We start from the raw sequence: 17,546 nt of genomic DNA on the forward strand, positions 1-17,546 counted from the left end.
CGTTACAACCCCGTCATCAAGAACCTTTTATGAACGTTTGCTTGCTAACGGAAAACTCAAAAAAAGTCGCGCTGGTCGCTTGCATGCACAAGATGCTGACGATCATGAACGCCATAGTCAAATCGGGTATTCCGTGGAATCCAGAGCATGCAAAATGCGCCTAAAAAAGCTTGACTGGGAACACAGTTGCTCCCCCGCGCGGGGGAGCCAAGCGCAGAGTACGGGCAGTCTGGCCGATCTCGTATCTCCCCTCCCCCGCGCGGGGGAGCCTGTTCGTGCCGCCCGCGGCCGGGGATTCCGGTGATTGGTGGGGCAGTGCGCTGGCCGACCAGCACCGGCGCGCAGAACGGCGTCCGCTACGCCTACTTCGCCCAGGCCCGCCGGCTAGCGATCGAGCTTGGCTGCCGGGTGACGATCTACGAAGCTTGCCAAATATCGCTGCCCCCCGACACGTGGCTATCGCCAGTTGCCGGGCAGGGTGAAAGGCGCCCAATAGAAAGGGTGACTCAGATCGGGCTGGCAATGAGCAAGACTTCGCGCGGCGTAGCGCTTCGGTTTTCGAGAGACCATCGCGCACGATGCCGCTGTAGAAGCGCTCCATGATCCGGTTCGATGCCCCGCGCCGCGGCTGCAGCGAGCCAAGAGGTCTTGAGCATTTACAGGGCCGCCAGGCAAGGTGACCCGGGGTTCGTGGGCCTCGCGTGCACGGTGGGCAAGCTCACCGTCGGCGAGGTGACGAAACCGATGCCGGAGATCTGGCTCCAGAGGAGAAGGTATCGGCATGGATTGCGCCGCCATTGACAATGGCGATATTGCCGGCGCTGATGGCAATGACCCCGCCATCGATGGCACCGGTAGCGGGCGAACTAATGCTTCCACCACTCAAGATATTCAGCTTGCCAGATGCCGCTGTCAAGGTGCCGGCAAAGCCGATCTCCTGCGCCGCCTTGCCGAGCGCCACTACACGGATGTCACCCTCTGGCGTCAAAACACCGCCATTGTTGATCTCGATATCGCCCGCGACCATGCTGATCGGCTGGGAGGGCTGCGCCACCAGGATTGCCCCGTCTTTGACGATGACAGGGGCACTCGTGCCACCGAGAAAGCCGAACGCCGCCGGCGCGGCACTCGACCGCGTGCTGGCTCGCCCAGGATCGACATGGAACTTGTCGCCGTTGGCGAACTTGACGTAGTCGGCCGTGCTGACATGAAACGCGCCGGGTACATTGATGGCGGCCCCAGCGCCGAAGATGACACCCGCCAGGCCGATGAAGAAAAAGGCCGGCCGGCGCGGAGCCTGCCGCGGCGGTCAGTTGCAGCGTCCCGTTGATCTGCGAGAGCGACCCGCCGGTGACGCGACTGATCACATTGGCCAGCGCAGACGTGCTCGTGGTGAAATCGGCGGTCTGGCCCGTGTCGATATTGAACTGCGAGAAACTATGGAAGAGGTTGTTGCCGACGACCGCCGCCAGGATTTCCCAGTCATTGCGCCCCCCGCCCCCCGACAATTGACTTGACTGTAGCGGCTCACTAGAGCCGAGCGATTAGCCACGTCAATAGACATGGCTCCAGGTAGAGGTCAATAGTCATTTCTATTGATCTATGTCAACTGTCGCCGTCACTGGAACGACGCGCTTCAAGGTCGCAAACCCGGTCAAAGATGACCGTCGAGAGGTGCGCACAAGCCGCTTTCACGGTATTCCAGTCGTGCCACCGTGGGGCAAGGTTCTGGTATTCGGCCAGATCCGTGTCCTCCAGATCGTAGGGCATGGCATTGGCGAGTTGCACCTGCAGTTGTTGCAGGGGGGATTCTCCGTTGTCTTGCCGGTAGAGCACATCGAACGATTGAAGTGCGCCAGCGACGTGTTCATCACCGATGTGGTCGGCAAGCGCCACGAAATCGAGATAGTCGCGAGTCGCGTTTCGCTTGAGGATCAGCACGCCTTTGATGCGCAGAATCTCGGCCTGTGTCGGGACCGTCAGTTTCTCGCCGAAGCACTCGACCTGCACGGTTTCCAGCGGCTCGTCCCGGATCAACGGCCGCACACCGGTTTCGATGCCGTCCAGGCTGCCAAGAATCTGCACCGGACGTTGAACGCGAGCCGTCTTCCAGCCCGCCACGGACTCCAGTTCGGCAAGCACCTCGTCGAAACGATACCGCAGATCGGTCAGCACATGGTCGGCGTCACGGGAGAAGCGATGTCCGGCGTGGATGGCCGATGCAGTTCCACCCACCAGCACGGCATCAGGCAGGATTTGTTGCAGGCGGGCAGCAGACGAAAGGACAAGTTCCCAATCAGGAAGCGCTGCGGTGCTCTTCAACATAGTGCATCCAGAAGTGATAGCGCTGGGCGTAAGGATTGGAAAGATAGGGGCGACAGATCCGTTCCACCTTGTCCAACAACGAGTGGTCACGGAGAGCCGCACGGCGCAGGTCAGCCCAATCCTGCCAGCGGCCACGAGAAATCATGTCGTCGATGGCGGCAAGGGTGAGACGCTGATGGTTGAGGTGGCGGTGGAGCATGGCTGACTGAATGGTGGAATTTTCGATTTTAGAGCGCTGCCAGGCAAGGGGTAAAGGCGTTCGTTCGCAAGCTCGCGCGCACGGTGGGCAAGCTCACGCTCGGCGAGGTGACGAAACCGATGCCGGAAATCTGGCCTGGGCTCAGAAAGTCCGCTCCGCCGAGCGGCAGGCCACCGCGCCCGACCGGGACCAGCGAACTGCCGCGGGTGTTCTCGCACAGACGGCGTGCGACCTGGGCGTTGATCAGGCGCGTGTCGAGACCGACCAGGCTGGTGGTGACGTCGAGTTTCGGGGTGGAAATCTGCACCGTGCCGCTGATCCCCGTCGGCGCCGCCGCCTGAATGACGTTGATACCGAAGACGCCCGGCTGGAAGGTGTGCGGCGTGCTGCCGCCGAGGAACAGGGTGTTGCCGCTGGCCACCAGATTCTGCGTCGTGATCGACACGTCGCCGCCGCTGGCGTTGGCCGCCGCCGTGTTGGCCTGGATGAAGCCGGTGTTCAGGATCAGCGAGTCGGCGGTGATGCGGATGTTGCCGCCGTTGCCGTTTTCGCGGCTGGTCACGGATGTCGTGATCTGCGAATGGTCGAGCCGGAGCAGTCCGGCCGTGATGTCGATCGCGCCACCGTTTCCTTCAAAGGCCGTGGTGGTGATGCCGCTCGGGTCGAGCTGGAGCGTGTCGCTGGCGGTGATCTTGATGCTCCCGGCGGCGACGTTGCCGGTCGACTCGGTGGTGATCGCATGCGGGCTGTTCAGGAGGGTGATGCGGGGTGCGGTCACGGTAATCAAGGTGGGCGTCAGAGCGGACGCAACGCTGCCCTCAACGTTAGCGTTGTTCTCGATGGAGATCTGGCCACCGTTCGAGAGCGTGAGGTCGTTCGCGGTGACGGTGACACTGCCGGTTTGCCCGGAAGATTCTGCTGTCGCCGTGGCGCTGATCTGGCTCGAATTGCCATTCTCATCACGGCCATCCAAGCGCAGCGAGTTGGAATGGACCGTGACCGAACCGGCGGTGCCGAAGGATGAGGTGCTGGAATCTATTGCACCCCCATTGATGAGGGAAAGATTCCCGGCCGCGGTGACGTCGACACTGCCGGCGTTGCCACTGCTGCCAGGTGCCGCTTGGCTGCTGATGCCTGTCAGGAAGCTGCTTCCCTTTCCATCGATCGCGATATTGCCGGCGCTGACCTTGATGGAGCCGGCGCTACCGGAGGAAAAGGTGCTGGAATCTATTACGCCCCCATTGACGAGGGAGAGGTTCCCGACCGCATTGACGTCGACGCTGCCGGCGTTGCCACTGCTGCCAGGTGCCGCTTGGCTGCTGATGCCTGTCAGGAAGCTGCTTCCCTTTCCATCGATCGCGATATTGCCGGCGCTGACCTTGACCGTACCGGCGTCACCGGCAGAGAATGTACCGGAAGATATTCTACCGCCATCGCTGATGGTAATACTTCCATTCCCGATTGCCGTGACGTCGACGCTGCCGGCGTTGCCCGTGCTGCCTGGATTTGCGTCGCTGAAGATGCCTGTCGTGTAGTCGCTTCCCTGTCGGTCGATGGTGATACTGCCAGCGTTAACCTTGACCGTACCGGCGTTACCCTTGGTGATCGTAGCGGAAGAAATTTTGCCGCCATTGACGATGGAAAGATTTTCTGACGCCGTGACTTCGACGCTACCGGAGTTGCCAAAGCTGCCGTAATTTGCGATGCTGAAGATGCCTGTCGTGTAGTCGCTTCCCTGTCCGTCGATGGTGATACTGCCAGCGCTAACCTTAACCGTGTTGGCGTCAGCAATGGAGGCCGTATCGGAAGCAATTCTGCCGCCATTGACGATGGAAAGATTCCTTGACGCTGCGACTTCGACGCTACCGGGGTTGCCACTGCTGGCGGGTGCCCTTGTCTTGCTGAAGATGCCTGTGTCGTGATTCTGCCCGTCGATAGAGATATTGCCGGCCCTAACTTTGACCGGGCCGGCGTTAGCACCGGAGAAACTCGTGGAACTTATTTTGCCACCATTGACGATGGACAGATTTCCGGTCACCGCGACTTCGATGCTGCTGGCGTTTCCAGTTGTGATGGTATTGGAAGAGATTATGCCATCATTCACGATAGAAAGATTGCCCTTCACCCTGACTTCCACGCTGCCAGCATTGCCAATGTGTGCGAGAGTCATGATACCTGTTGCATCAGCAGGGCCTCCTCCTTGGCCATTGATAGTGATACTGCCGGCGCTGACGGCAATTGCTCCGCCATCGATGTCACCAATTACTTCGCCATTCCAGATGTCACCAAAACCGGCTGATGATTGAATCAATCCGCGATTGAAGATCGCCAGATTGCCCGAGGTCACTGGCAATACACCGACAAAGCCGATCTCTTGCGCCGCGTTGCCGACTGCCACTACACGGATGTCGCCCCCCCATGGTAATGACGCCGCCATTGATGATCTCGATATCCCCTGCGATGATGCTGATCGGCCGGAAGGACTCCGTCGTCTCCAGCTTCACCCCATCGGTAACACGGATGCTTGCACTTGTGCCACCGAGAAAGCCGAACGCCGCAGGCGCGGCGCTCGACAGCGTGCTGGCTCCCCCAAGGTCAGCATGGAACTTGTCGCCGTTGGCGAATTTGACGTAATCGGCCGTGCTGACATGAAAGGCGCCGGGGACGCTGATGGCCGCACCGGTGCCGAAAACGACGCCCGCCGGGTTGATGAAGAAAAAGGCTGGCGCGGAGCCTGCCGCGGCGGTCAGTTTCAGCGTCCCGTTGATCTGCGAGAGCGACCCGCCGGTGACGCGGCTGATCACATTGGCAAGCGCGGCCGTGCTCGTGGTGAAGTCGGCGGTCTGGCCGGTATCGATATTGAACTTCGCAAAACTATGGAAGAGGTTGTTGCCGACGACTGAACCCAGGGTTTGCGGGATGACGAAACGTCCCGCCCCCGCATTCGCCCCGGCAATCGTCTGCCGCGCGCCGACGCTGCCGTCGGTGGCGATCCCGGCCCCCCCGTAACCGCGCGTCGCCATGCTCAGCAGGGCCACAGTCAGCAGCACCCGCGCAAGATAAAGCGAACGCCGCCAGGATTTTTCAGTCATTGCGCCCCCCGACAAATCAAAGTGGTCATCTCGCCGAATTTTCCTGAACACCCGTCTGCGTGTTTCGTCTCGGATTCTATCCGGAATGGAGGAGCCGGGGCCACTCACCGTTGATGGCCGCATGCCGGCGTCACAGTCATGATATAGGGATGCTGCGACTGCCAGGAGTTGGTGTGATACCAGCCAATCGCTAGGCGGCCATTGCCGGCGTATGGCGAAGCTGAATAAGCTTGCCGATGGGGATGGGTTCGAGGGCATACGCCACCCCGCCAAGATCCGCAAATTCAACCAGCACAATATCCTCGCTCAATTCGTCAACGATGGTGCCAACCTGTCCCTTGGCAAGATGCCCTTCCGGAACATCTTCCAGTGTCGCAACGACATCAAGTAGTTTCATCGCATTCTCCAACAACAAAGCATGTCACAAGTCTAGCCGCTTCTGCTCCGCACAGCCAACCCGTCCGGACCTTCGCGCATCGCTGCCCCCGAACGACCTCCATATCGACACGGTAGATCGCACCCCAATGGATATGACTCTGTAACTCGGCCTCCGATTTCCACAGGCTGGCCAATATCGTATTGGCCAGCCACTCGCCGTCCGCTACCGTAATCCCCAATGAGGAAAGAAACACGCGTGCTTTGTGCCTGCCCTCTGGATGGCTGGTATTCAGTACATAGTCAGTCAGTTTCCTGAGATCAATAACGGCCCTCTCAATATTTGGCAGCAACATTGCTATCGCCAGTTGCCGACCAGAATGAAAGGCGCCCAGTAGAAGGGGTGACTCAGATCGGGATTCGCGATGAGCATGACTTGCGCGCGGCGGAGGGCTTCGGCTTTCGAGAGGCCGTCGCGCGCGATGCCGCTGTAGAAGCGCTCCATGACTTGCTGCGCCGCTTTGTCGGAAACCGGCCACAAGCTGCCGATGACGCTCTTGGCCTTGGCCTTGATCGCCGCGCCGGCGATGCCCAGCGGCGAGCGGTCGTCGCCTTCGGCCGTCTCGCAGGCCGACAGGGTCAGCAACTCGATGGGGGTTTTTCTGACGCCTTCGGCTTGCAGCAGTTTCTGCAAGCCATCCATGGTCACCAGGTTGTCGTAGGCCATGATGAAGCTTTCGTCGGCGGTGCTGCCGAAGAAGCCGTGCGTGGCCAGATGGGCGATGTGGTATTCGCCCTTTTCAAACTCGTCGCTCAGGCGTGTCGTCGTGAAGGTCGCGTCGAGCAGGCTGGTGCCAGGCAGGATCTTCGCCAGGCTCTCGACTTCAAGCTTGACGCCCGGCAAGGCCAATTGCTCTTTGAGCAGAGCCGTGCGCTCGGCACCGCTCGTCGGCAGCGCCCGTGTCGACAGCGTCAGCTTGCGGAGGACCGGTTGGCGCGCCAGCTCGAGCGCAGAACGTGTCGTAGACGGGGCCATGACCTGGGCCAGCGAACTGCCTGACAGTTGGTCGACGACTGGCCCAGGTTCCGCCATCCCGGCGACGAGCGCGGAAAATGCTTCGCTATGGCCAGCCGTCTGGCTGGTCATCGACAGCCCGCTGTTGATGACCACCGCGTACTTCTGCACCAGGAACTGCTGGCCGTCATGGAGCGTGCTCCAGGGCAGCAGGCGCAGCACGCCGTCAGGCACCACCAGAAGCGTATGTACCTGCTGAGTGACGATTTCGCGCTCGAAAGGCCTGACCAGAATGTCGTAAAGCTTGGCCGCGCTGTCGCGGTCATCCGCTTCACCGTCACGCAGCTTCTGCGTATAAGACGACACCAGATTGCGCAGTGTCGGGGCATCGAGAGCCGTGGTGTGGCGACGAATACCCGCGCCTGACTCGAAGATCACCTCGATGCGGTCCTTGAGAATGATCGGATAGAAAATCGCCGTTCCCGGCGCCACTCCCGCTTGCGTACTGTTTTGTGCCGCATCGACGCTGCACCGCTCGCCGAGATAATCCTGCAGTTCGGACTGCTTGATCAGTTCGGCCGTGTCGCGAGCGCGCCGCAGCAGCGCGACGCGCTCGCTGCCGCCGGCCGTGTCGGCTTTCTTGAGCAGCAGGTCGATGAGGCCGAGATAAATCGGCTCCAGGGTGTCGCGAAACGACGAGCGGCCGCTCTCGTATTCAATCGGGATGTCCTGGCGAATGCTCTCGACCTGCTCGATGGCGCGCAGGTAAGCCGCCCGCGCCTCGTCCTGGGCGCCTTTGGCGGCGAGCAGGCGGCCCTGGCGCCATTCGAGCCGCAGCAGGAGGTCGGTGAACACGCCGTCGGCTGCCTGGGCACGGGTGATCGCGCGGCGGCTCAGGCGCAGCGCTTCGTCGTTGCGACCCTGCGCCTCATAAAGCTGGGCCAGTGCGTCGAGTGCCTCGACCTCGAGGCGGACGTCCCCAATCTCGGCGGCCAGGATGCGTGCCTCGTCGAGGTTCTCGTAAGCGGTCTGCACGCTACTGACCTCGCTCGCCAGGGTGCCGGCGGTGAGCCGCAGGCGGGCGCGCGCCTGCGCGGCGTTCACGCCGGCGATGTCACGCGAGATCGCCGCCAGCAGCGCCGGCCGCTCGCTGCGGTCGGCCAGGCGGGCTTCATTGATGCGCGCCACGAGGGCAAGGGCCACCTCGCCGCCGGCCAGCGTCCGCGCTTCGGCGTAGAAGCGCAGGGCCTCTGCGGGTCGATGGCGCGCGGCGGCCAGGTTGCCAAGTTCGATGGCGTAGCGCGCCCGTTCGCTGCCGTTCGTCTTGTCGTAGGCTTGGCGCAACAAAGGCTCGGCTTCGTCGTAGCGCCGCGCCTGCAACAGCGAGGCCCCCAGTTCGCCGCTGACGGCCACACTCTCGTCGGCGGTACCGAGCGCACGGAAGTAATCGATCGCCTGCTGCAGGTTGCCGCCATTGCGCAGCGCGACGCCGCGCGCCAGCGCCTGCGAATCCGGCGCCGCCTGCGCGCCGAGCGCCAACAGCATGGCCAGCAAGAATCTGACGACCGCCCACCTGAGGATGCTCATTTGCCGCTCCTTAGAAAAACGCATAGGACAATTGCAGCTCGATGCCTTTTTCCTGGAGGTTGGAGCCGTTACTGATCACCGTCCGCGAGTGATGGATCCGTTTCGCCAGCGACAGATCGAAGGTCAGCCCCTGCCAGCGCAGCCGGGTGGCGAGACCGGCCGAGGCTATGACCGACGCCGCCGCGTCCTTGTCCCAGGCGCGGCCATAATCGATGAAGGGCTTCAGGTTGAGGCTCAACTGGCGCGCGCCATCGGCCAGCACGGGGAAATCCAGTTCGATATTGGCGACCACGCCGTTGTCACGCACCAACTGGTTTTCGAGATAGCCGCGCACGGTATTGATGCCGCCGACCGCCATCTTCTCCATGGGAATCAGTCGATCGGGCGTGTCCTGGACATTCAGGCGCAGGATCAACTGGCTGCCGTTGTCGAGGAGACGGTGGGCATACTGGGCCTGCCCCAGCCAGATGAAGTAGTGACGATCGAGCGTCAGGCCGGGAAGGGGGAAGGCTCTGGCGGGAAGCTGATTGTTTTCGCCGAAGGTGAAGGTCGAGCGCAAAGCCAGCACCTGGTCGTCCGAGCGGTGGGAATACTCTTGCCAGAAGCGCCAGTCCCTGGCCTTTGAGGTGCCGGTCGGTTCTCCGGGAACGAAGGAGAAAGGATCGCCAAGCAAGGTCGTGCGGTTCTCGCGCCAGACGCGGTTCACGCCGACCGCGAGCCTCTGCCTGAGCGTCTCCGACAGCACCTGGCCGAGACCGATTTCCTTGTTGGTGAGATCGCTCTCGATGTTGAGCGGCCGGGTCGGTTGCTGGATGACCGAAGACACGCCACTGTCATAGTAAAGCGAGAGTTGCGTCCCCCAGGTGTTGAGCGGCATGCGCCAGCCGATCGCGCCGCGGCGGGCGTCGCCGTGGCCGAGCGGATCCTGGTAGCTGGCCTCGAGAACGTCGCCGTAACCGGTCAGGTTGCGTACCCAGCCGGCGATCGTCCCGCTCTGCGGGCCAATGGAGATCGGCAGATAGTTGTTGGCGAAGACGCTCAACTGGTAGGGCAGCGCGCGTTCGACCTCGACATTGAGAATCGCCTGGCCACGCTCGGCATCCGGTAGCAGTTGGCCGTTCATGCGCGCGAACAGGGGGTCGGTGAGCAGCAACTGGAAGCGCTCGCCCAGCATCAGGATGTTGAGCGGCTCGTCGGCGCGCGTCAGGCGGTCGGTGACATAGGGCTCCTTGAGTCGCTCGAGGCCATGCAGGCGAATCTCCTTGAGTCGGCCTTCGATGATGCGCAGGGTCAGCGTGCCCTGCTCCCAGGCATTGGCGTCGAGGACGGCACCGGAATTGAGGTAGCCACGCTCGATGTAGAGCATAGAGACCTTCTGGCGCAGCGTTTCGAGGTCATCGGCGCCGACGGCCTGGCCCAGGAAAGGCGCCGCGACCCCCTGCAGGTCGTCGGTGCTGATGACGGTGTTGCCGACAAAGCGAACGCGCTCGAGGACGACGCCTGGCGCGCCCGGTGCGGTGCCGGAGAGCGGGGCATCCGGCGCGATCGGCGGCAGGCTGAAGGGCTCGCCGGGCTTGCGCTCCAGGTAAGGCGGGCGTACCGGCTCCTGGACGTTGAGGTGATCGGGTTCGATGCCCCGCGCGGGCGCCGCCAGGGCCGTCAGCGCCGCGGCTGCGGCGAGCAAAGGGGTCTTGAGCATTTACAGGGCCGCCAGGCAAGGTGAAAAGGGGTTGGGCCAGCTCGCATGCCTGCTGGGGAGGCTCACCGTCGGCGAGGTGACGAAGCCGATGCCGGAAATCTGGCCGGGACTCAGGTAGTCCGCGCCGCCAGGCGGCAGGCCGCCGCGTCCGACCGGGACCAGCGAACTGCCGCGGGCGTTCTCGCAGAGACGGCGTGCGACCTGGGCGTTGATCAGGCGCGTGTCGAGACCGACCAGGCTGGTGGTGACGTCGAGTTTCGGGGTGGAAATCTGCACCGTGCCGCTGATCCCCGTCGGCGCCGCCGCCTGAATGACGTTGACGCCGAAGACGCCCGACTGGTAGGTGTAAGGCGTATTGCCGCCGAGGAACAGTGTGTTGCCGCTGGCCACCAGATTCTGGGTCGTGATCGACACGTTGCCACCGCTGGCGTTGGCCGCCTTCGTGTTGGCCTGGATGAAGCCGGTGTTCAGGATCAGCGAGTCGGCGGTGATGCGGATGTTGCCGCCGTTGCCGTTATCGCTGCCGGTCACGGATGTCGTGATCTGCGAATGGTCGAGCCGGAGCAGCCCGGCCGTGATGTCGATCGCGCCACCGTTCCCTTCAAAGGCCGTAGTGGTGATGCCGCTCGGGTCGAGCTGGAGTTGGTCGCTGGCGGTGATCCTGATGTTTCCGGCGGCGACGTTGCCGGTCGACTCGGTGGTGATCGCATGCAAGCTGTTCAGGAGGGTGATGCGCGGCGCGTTCACGGTAATCGAGGTGGGCGTCAGGGCGGACGCAACGCTGGCCTCAACATTGGCGTTGTTCTCGATGGAGAGATGGCCACCGTTCGAGAGCGTGATGTCGCTGGCGACGACGCTGACAAAGCCGGTTTGCCCTGAAGATCGCCCGGATGCCTCGGCGCTGATTGTGCTCGACTCGCCATCCACCAGGAGCGTGCCGGCGCCGATCTGAATAGAGCCTGCTCTCTGCGCTCCCTCGGTCGTGACGACGATTTGACCCCCGTTGGTCAATATCAGCTTGGGAGTGGTTACCGTCACGTCGCCACCGGGACCCAGGGTCTTGGCGTTCTTGTTCAAGGCGTAGGTTGCGCTGCTACCAATGTGGCTTTGATCCAACTCCCTCGGATTGGTCACATTGGGGTGCCCAGCGTGATCGAATGTTCCACTGATGCTGATGGAGGTATCCGCATTCACCGAGATCGAACCGGCTTTTCCTGCACCCGATGTGGAAGCATCGATCGCTCCACCGTCGGACAGGACGATGGTCCCGGCGTCGATATGGACATTTCCTGCCCTGGTTTCAGGCAAATTCGCAACGCTGCCATCGACGGCGATGGCGCTGACTATCCCCCCGTCGCTCAAGGTCAATCGTTTTGTGGTGAGATGTAGATTGCCGCCGTTTCCAGATCCAGTTGTATTGAGATAAACGCCGGAGAATTGGCCGGTCACTAGTTGTCCGTCGTTGTCTCGTCGCCAACTTTGATCACTAACGCCGCTGATCACAACGTCGTCCGCACCCTGAATGATGACCTCTCCGGCATTTCCCGTACCGGATGTATCCGTCGAGATGGCACCGCCCTCGGTCAATGCAAGATGTTTGACCTGCAGATTGATCGTACCTCCTCGCCCATTGGAGTTGGTGCCTGCAAAAATTACGCCGCCTCTGGTAAGCGAGAGGACATCCGCCGTGACCGCAATATCGCCACCATAGCCGCTCGGACCTTTATCGGTTGCCCCACTACCGCTTAATATACCGGTAAATAAGTCTACTCGGTTCACGCCGTCGATTGTGATGGTGCCGGCGCTGACCTTAGCCGTGCCACCGTTACCGGATGAGAAGGTATGGGAAGCTATTACGCCGCCATTGACGAGGGAAAGATTCCCAGTCGCCACGACTTCGATGCTACCGGCGTTACCAGTGCTGCCGGGGTTTGCGTTGCTGAAGATGCCTGCGAAGCTTCCTTTTCCGTTGATGGCAATACTGCCGGCTCTGACCTTAACCGTCCCGGCGTGACCAGAGGAGTTTGTGTCGGAAGAAATCAGGCCTCCATTGACGAGGGAAAGATTCTCAGTCGCCAAGACTTCGACCCCCCCGGCTTTGCCAGCGGATGAGGTATCGGAAGCGATTGAACCGGAATCGATGACGACATTTCCAGCGCTGACCTTGACCGTGCCGGCGTTACCGGTGGAAAAGGTACTCGAAGATACACCGCCATTGTCGATGGAAAAATTCTCTTTTGCCGATACTTCGATCCCGCCAGCATTGCCAGACCTGTCACCCTCCGCTGTGCTGTAGATGCCTGTCGACTGGCTGCTGCCCTGACCATTGATGGTGATACTACCCGCGCTAAGCTTAACCGTGCCGGCGTTGCCGGAGGAGGTTGTGCTGGAAGAAATTTGGCCACCATTGTCAATGGCGATCATGCCGGCGCTGACCTTGACCATCCCGGCGTCACCGGAGGAGGATGTCTCGGAAGATATTTCTCCGCTACGGATGAGGGAAAACTTCCCTGTCGCCGAAACTTCGATGTCGCCGGCATTGCCAGCGCTGTTGGCTGCCGCTATGGTAAAAATGCCTGTCCGGTTGCGGCTTCCCCGGCTGTCAATGGTAATACTGTCGGCGCTGACCTTGACCGTGCCCGCGTTGCCGGAAGATGCGGTGCTAGAAGATATTACTCCATCATAAACGATGGAAAGATTTCCTGTTGCCACGACCTCGACGCGACCGGCGTTGCCTGTGCTGCCAGGGTCTGCGTTACTGAAGATTCCTGCCCTGTTGGAGTTTTCCGGTCTGTCGTCCTGTCTGTCGATGGAAATAATGCCGGCGTTAACCTCTACCAACCCGGCGTTGCCAGAGGAGGATGTACTGGAAGATATCACGCCGCCGTTGACGAGGGAAAGGCTTCCTGTCGCCTTGACTTCGATGTTGCCGGCGTTGCCAGAACTATCGACCTTCGCTCTACTCATGATGCCTCCCTCTCTACTTTCCTGACTGCCGATCGTGATACTGCCGGCGCTGACCTTGATTTTGCCGGCGTGACCTGAGGAGTAGGTATCGGAGGAGATTACACCGCCATTGACGATCAAAAGATCCCCTGTCGCCGAGACTTCGACGCTGTCAGCGTTACCGCCGGACAAGGTATCGGACGAGATGAAACTGCCATGGTCAAGGATGAGACTGCCGGCACGGACCTTGACAGTCCCGGCGTCACCGGAGGATGAGGTGTCGGAAGATATCGCACCGCCATTGTCTAGCGAAAGAAGCCCGGTCGCCGTGACGTCCAAATGGCCGGCCATCCCCGTGCTGCTAGACGTCGCTCTACTGAAGATCCCTGTGGAACTACCGCTGCCCTGCCGATCGATGGCGATACTGCCCGCTTTGACTATGACCGTGCTCGCGTTACCCGTCGAGTAGGTATCAGAGGAGATTACGCCACCACGGGCGATGGAAAGACCCTCGGCCACCGAAACGTCGACCGTGCCAGCGTTACCACCGGACAAGGTATCGGACGAGATGAAACTGCCATGGTCAAGGATGATACTGCCGGCACGGACCTTGACGGTCCCGGCATCACCGGAGGATGAGGTGTCGGAAGATATCGCACCGCCATTGTCTAGCGAAAGAAGCCCGGTCGCCGTGACGTCCAGGTGGCCGGCCATCCCCGTGCTGCTAGACTTTGCTCTACTGAAGATCCCTGTTGAACTACCGCTGCCCTGCCGGTCGATGGCGATACTGCCTGCTTTGACCATGACTGTGCTCGCGTTACCCGTCGAGTAGGTATCAGAGGAGATTACGCCACCACGGGCGATGGAAAGACCCTCGGCCACCGAAACGTCGACCGTGCCAGCGTTACCACCGGACAAGGTATCGGACGAGATGAAACTGCCATGGTCAAGGATGATACTGCCGGCACGGACCTTGACGGTCCCGGCGTCACCGGAGGATGAGGTGTCGGAAGATATCGCACCGCCATTGTCTAGCGAAAGAAGCCCGGTCGCCGTGACATCCAGGTGGCCGGCCTTCCCCGTGCTGCCAGACTTCGCTCTACTGAAGATCCCTGTGGAACTACCGCTGCCCTGCCGGTCGATGGCGATGCTGCCTGCTTTGACCATGACTGTGCTCGCGTTACCCGTCGAGTAGGTATCAGAGGAGATTACGCCACCACGGGCGATGGAAAGACCCTCGGCCACCAAAACGTCCACCGTGCCAGCGTTACCGCCGGACAAGGTATCGGACGAGATGAAACTGCCATGGTCAAGGATGATACTGCCGGCGCGGACCTTGACGGTCCCGGCGTCACCGGAGGATGAGGTGTCGACAGATATCGCGCCGCCATTATCTAGCGAAAGAAGCCCAGTCGCCGTGACGTCCAAATGGCCGGCCTTCCCCGTGCTGCCAGACTTCGCGCCACTAAAAATTCCTGTGGAGCTATCGCTGCCCTGCCGGTCGATGGCGATGCTGTCAGCGCTGACCTTGACTGTGCCGGCGTGACCGGAAGAGGAGGTAATGGAAGTTATTTGGCCACCATGGACAATGGAAAGGGCTCCTGTCGCAGAGACGTCGACGCTGCCGGCGTTGCCCGTGCTGCCAGCAGCTGCGTCGGCGAAAATGGCTGTAATGCTTGTACTGCTTCCCTGCCCGTCAATGGCGATGCTACCGACGCTGACCTTGACCGTGCCACCTTTTCCAGAGGAGGCGGTGCCGGAACCTATTTCGCCGCCATTGACGATGGAAAGCGCCCCGGCCGCCATGACGTCGATGCTGCCGGCATTGCCCGTGGTGCCTGCTGCGTTGCTAAAGACACCTGTTGGGCTATGGCTACCCTGTCCATCGATGATGATACTGCCGGCGCTGATCTTGGCCTTGCCGCCATCACCGGCGGAGTAGGTGCTGGTGGAGATTACGCCACCATTGACCAGGGAAAGCACCTCGGTCGCACTAACTGCGACGCTGCCGGCGTTACCAGTGCCTGACAGTGCTCGGCCGAAGATGCCTGTCAGGCTGCTGCTTCGCTGGCTGTCGATGCTGATATTCCCGGCGCTGATGCCAATAACTCCACCATCGATGGCACCGGTAGCGGGCGAACTAATGCTTCCACCACTCAGGATATTCAGTTTGCCCGATGCCGCCGGCAAGGCGCCAGTGAAGCCGATCTCCTGCGCCGCGTTGCCGAGTGCCACCACCCGGATGTCGCCCCCTTGCGTGAGAACCGCGCTATCGTTGCTAACCTCGATATCCCCCGCGACGATACTGATCGGCTGGGAGGGCTGCGTCTCCACGATCGCCCCGTCTTTGACGGCAATAGGGGCACTCGTGCCACCGAGAAAACCGAACGCCGCAGGCGCGGCACTCGATAGCGTGCTGGCTCGCCCAAGGTCGGCATGGAACTTGTCGCCGTTGGCGAATTTGACGTAATCGGCCGTGCTGACATGAAACGCGCCGGGGACGCTGATGGCCGCGCCGGCGCCAAAAACGACGCCCGCCGGGTTGATGAAGAAGAAGGCCGGCGCGGAGCCTGCCGCAGCAGACAGTTGCAACATCCCGTTGATCTGCGAGAGCGACCCGCCGCTGACGCGGCTGATCACATTGGCAAGCGCAGACGTGCTCGTGGTGAAGTCGGCGGTCTGGCCGGGATCGATATTGAACTTCGAAAAACTATGGAAGAGGTTGTTGCCGACGACTGAACCCAGGGTTTGCGGGATGACAAAACGTCCCGCCCCCGCATTCACCCCGGCAATCGTCTGCCGCGCGCCGACGCTGCCGTCGGTGGCGATCCCGGCCCCCCCCGTACCCGCGCGTCGTCATGCTCAGCAGGGCCACAGTCAGCAGCACCCGCGCAAGATAAAACGGCCGCCGCCAGGATTTCCCAGTCATTACGCCCTCCGCCCCCCGGCAATTGACTTGACTTCAGCGGCTTATGCTAATCCGGGCGATTAACCACGTCAATAGACAAGGTTTCAGACCTGGTTGCGTTTACCAGGTGCAAAGGAATCAGACCTTGAAGCGGCCGACCGTCGACTGCAGGCCCTGTGCCAGCGATTCGAGCGACTGCGAAGCGTTCGCCGCTTTCTCCACCGCGCGACTGTTTTCCTGCGCCATCGAGGCCATCGCGTCGATGGTGTCGGCCACCTGGCGACTGCTGTGCCGATGCTCGTCGGCCGCGCTGGCAATGCCGTCGATGCCGCTGCCGACGGCGCTCACCGAGCCGTTGAGCAGGTCGGCGATGCTGCCGATGGTCGCCTGGCTGGTCACGATGTGTGCCAGTCCGTCACTGATCGCACGCTGCAAGGCCGTCGATTGAGTGGTCAGTTCCGGCGTGATGCGGTCGATCTCCTGCGCGGCAAGCGCCGATTTCTCGGACAGCTTGCGCACCTCGTCGGCGACGACGGCAAAACCGCGCCCGGCCTCGCCGGCCCGCGCCGCCTCGATCGCCGCATTGAGAGCCAGCATCCCGGTCTGGTTGGCGATGCCCTTGACCGTTTGCGTCATGCGGCTGATGCTGTCCTTGCTGCGCACGAAATCGTTGATCGATTCGGCCATCCGGGACACCGTCGCGGCGACGCGGTCCATCTCCTCGAGCAGCCGCGTCAGGCTGCTGTGGCCCTCCTGTGCGCGGCGCAGGCTGTCCTGCGACTGCTGGTGCACCTGCCCGGCGCTCTCGGCAAATGATTTCCTTGCGTCAGACGCCGGGGAAAAATTTCGTGATTGTGCCACTGCCGCCATTCTTGCGCAGCAGAATCTTGCAGAAGCCATGCTACGACAGTACGGTACTTGTACCCTTCCGACAGCCTTGGCTATCATGGCCAAATTTGTGAATTCAACTCACTCCTAAAATTGCGGAGTAAAGGCAAGAAATCTTCCGCGCTGCACTCAAGTTCGCTCTCTCAGCGCCGTTACGGGGAGTATCCGCGAGATCCGTAGCAGTACTTGCCGGAAGGTCCTCGAAATCCCGGGGGATGAGCACCTTCCCGGTACTTGTACCGACGCTGGCGACGCTGCAGCTCATAGACCAAGCGCTTTGTCGTCCCGGCAGTGGCCTGCCCGCGGCGAGTCCATTCCACACAGGAGAAAGCTTCCCCATGGCAAAAACCATTTTTCTGGTCGATGATTCGGCAACCATCCTGCTCAGCGTATCGAGCATCCTCGGCAAGGCCGGCTTTGCCGTCGAGAAGGCGTCGAATGCCGACGAGGCCCTGAAAAAGTTCAAGGCCGGAGTCAAGGTCGACCTCCTGATCACCGATCTCAACATGCCC

General features: G+C 61.4%; 12 protein-coding genes and 2 pseudogenes. 2 read left to right on the forward strand and 12 right to left on the reverse strand.

Annotation, left to right across the window (positions count from 1 at the left end; all coding sequences use genetic code 11):
• Positions 1-164: pseudogene (locus E4Q08_RS25195) on the forward strand (IS110 family transposase); the annotation flags it as partial.
• Positions 165-718: 554 nt separating this feature from the next.
• Here the strand turns inward: E4Q08_RS25195 and E4Q08_RS26290 are convergent.
• The 12 genes and pseudogenes from E4Q08_RS26290 to E4Q08_RS22800 all read right to left on the reverse strand — a co-directional run bounded on the left by E4Q08_RS26290 (position 719) and on the right by E4Q08_RS22800 (position 17,007).
• Positions 719-1,270 carry a two-partner secretion domain-containing protein gene (locus E4Q08_RS26290; protein WP_372703817.1) on the reverse strand — a complete coding sequence of 184 codons (552 nt, stop codon included), beginning with the start codon at positions 1,268-1,270 and terminating at the stop codon, positions 719-721.
• Positions 1,271-1,313: 43 nt separating this feature from the next.
• Positions 1,314-1,508, reverse strand: a pseudogene (locus E4Q08_RS26295) (two-partner secretion domain-containing protein); the annotation flags it as partial.
• Positions 1,509-1,605: 97 nt separating this feature from the next.
• Positions 1,606-2,325, reverse strand: a complete 720-nt coding sequence (locus tag E4Q08_RS22760; protein ID WP_169072083.1) for a nucleotidyl transferase AbiEii/AbiGii toxin family protein — start codon at positions 2,323-2,325, stop codon at positions 1,606-1,608.
• Positions 2,297-2,524: a hypothetical protein gene (locus tag E4Q08_RS22765; protein WP_169072084.1), complete on the reverse strand. Its 228-nt coding sequence runs from the start codon at positions 2,522-2,524 to the stop codon at positions 2,297-2,299. The genes E4Q08_RS22760 and E4Q08_RS22765 overlap by 29 nt, the downstream gene beginning before the upstream one ends.
• Before the next feature lie 28 nt (positions 2,525-2,552).
• Entirely contained in the window at positions 2,553-4,628 is a 2,076-nt protein-coding gene (locus tag E4Q08_RS22770; RefSeq protein ID WP_169072085.1) for a beta strand repeat-containing protein, read from the reverse strand.
• A gap of 178 nt (positions 4,629-4,806) precedes the next feature.
• Entirely contained in the window at positions 4,807-5,616 is an 810-nt protein-coding gene (locus tag E4Q08_RS22775; RefSeq protein ID WP_169072086.1) for a two-partner secretion domain-containing protein, read from the reverse strand.
• A gap of 190 nt (positions 5,617-5,806) precedes the next feature.
• Positions 5,807-6,013 (reverse strand): DUF4926 domain-containing protein, encoded by a 207-nt coding sequence (locus E4Q08_RS22780; RefSeq protein WP_169072087.1) that lies wholly within the window; start codon positions 6,011-6,013, stop codon positions 5,807-5,809.
• Positions 6,000-6,347 (reverse strand): DUF6883 domain-containing protein, encoded by a 348-nt coding sequence (locus E4Q08_RS26300; protein ID WP_332352303.1) that lies wholly within the window; start codon positions 6,345-6,347, stop codon positions 6,000-6,002. Before E4Q08_RS26300 ends, E4Q08_RS22780 begins: the two co-directional genes overlap by 14 nt.
• A 2-nt stretch (positions 6,348-6,349) precedes the next feature.
• Complete coding sequence (locus E4Q08_RS22785) at positions 6,350-8,593, reverse strand: CHAT domain-containing protein (protein ID WP_169072088.1); 2,244 nt, start codon at positions 8,591-8,593, stop codon at positions 6,350-6,352.
• A 10-nt stretch (positions 8,594-8,603) separates the two neighbouring features.
• Positions 8,604-10,292, reverse strand: a complete 1,689-nt coding sequence (locus E4Q08_RS22790) for a ShlB/FhaC/HecB family hemolysin secretion/activation protein (RefSeq protein WP_169072089.1) — start codon at positions 10,290-10,292, stop codon at positions 8,604-8,606.
• The gene (locus tag E4Q08_RS22795) at positions 10,293-16,067 is read right to left on the reverse strand and encodes a two-partner secretion domain-containing protein (protein WP_308240206.1); all 5,775 of its coding nucleotides are present in this window, start codon (positions 16,065-16,067) and stop codon (positions 10,293-10,295) included.
• A 217-nt stretch (positions 16,068-16,284) separates the two neighbouring features.
• Positions 16,285-17,007: a methyl-accepting chemotaxis protein gene (locus E4Q08_RS22800; RefSeq protein ID WP_308240205.1), complete on the reverse strand. Its 723-nt coding sequence runs from the start codon at positions 17,005-17,007 to the stop codon at positions 16,285-16,287.
• A gap of 365 nt (positions 17,008-17,372) precedes the next feature.
• Here E4Q08_RS22800 and E4Q08_RS22805 point away from each other — a divergent pair.
• On the forward strand, positions 17,373-17,546 hold a 174-nt coding region (locus E4Q08_RS22805), incomplete at its 3' end, for a response regulator (RefSeq protein WP_169072092.1).

The organism is Candidatus Accumulibacter contiguus (genome assembly GCF_012940005.1).
Classification (GTDB): domain Bacteria; phylum Pseudomonadota; class Gammaproteobacteria; order Burkholderiales; family Rhodocyclaceae; genus Accumulibacter; species Accumulibacter contiguus.

Excerpts from the sequence above, each read along its gene's own strand:
- E4Q08_RS22760 (WP_169072083.1), bottom strand. The coding sequence starts at position 2,325 with ATGTTGAAGAGCACCGCAGCGCTTCCTGATTGGGAACTTGTCCTTTCG.
- E4Q08_RS22765 (WP_169072084.1), bottom strand. The coding sequence starts at position 2,524 with ATGCTCCACCGCCACCTCAACCATCAGCGTCTCACCCTTGCCGCCATC.
- E4Q08_RS22775 (WP_169072086.1), bottom strand. The coding sequence starts at position 5,616 with ATGACTGAAAAATCCTGGCGGCGTTCGCTTTATCTTGCGCGGGTGCTG.
- E4Q08_RS22780 (WP_169072087.1), bottom strand. The coding sequence starts at position 6,013 with ATGAAACTACTTGATGTCGTTGCGACACTGGAAGATGTTCCGGAAGGG.
- E4Q08_RS26300 (WP_332352303.1), bottom strand. The coding sequence starts at position 6,347 with ATGTTGCTGCCAAATATTGAGAGGGCCGTTATTGATCTCAGGAAACTG.
- E4Q08_RS22785 (WP_169072088.1), bottom strand. The coding sequence starts at position 8,593 with ATGAGCATCCTCAGGTGGGCGGTCGTCAGATTCTTGCTGGCCATGCTG.
- E4Q08_RS22790 (WP_169072089.1), bottom strand. The coding sequence starts at position 10,292 with ATGCTCAAGACCCCTTTGCTCGCCGCAGCCGCGGCGCTGACGGCCCTG.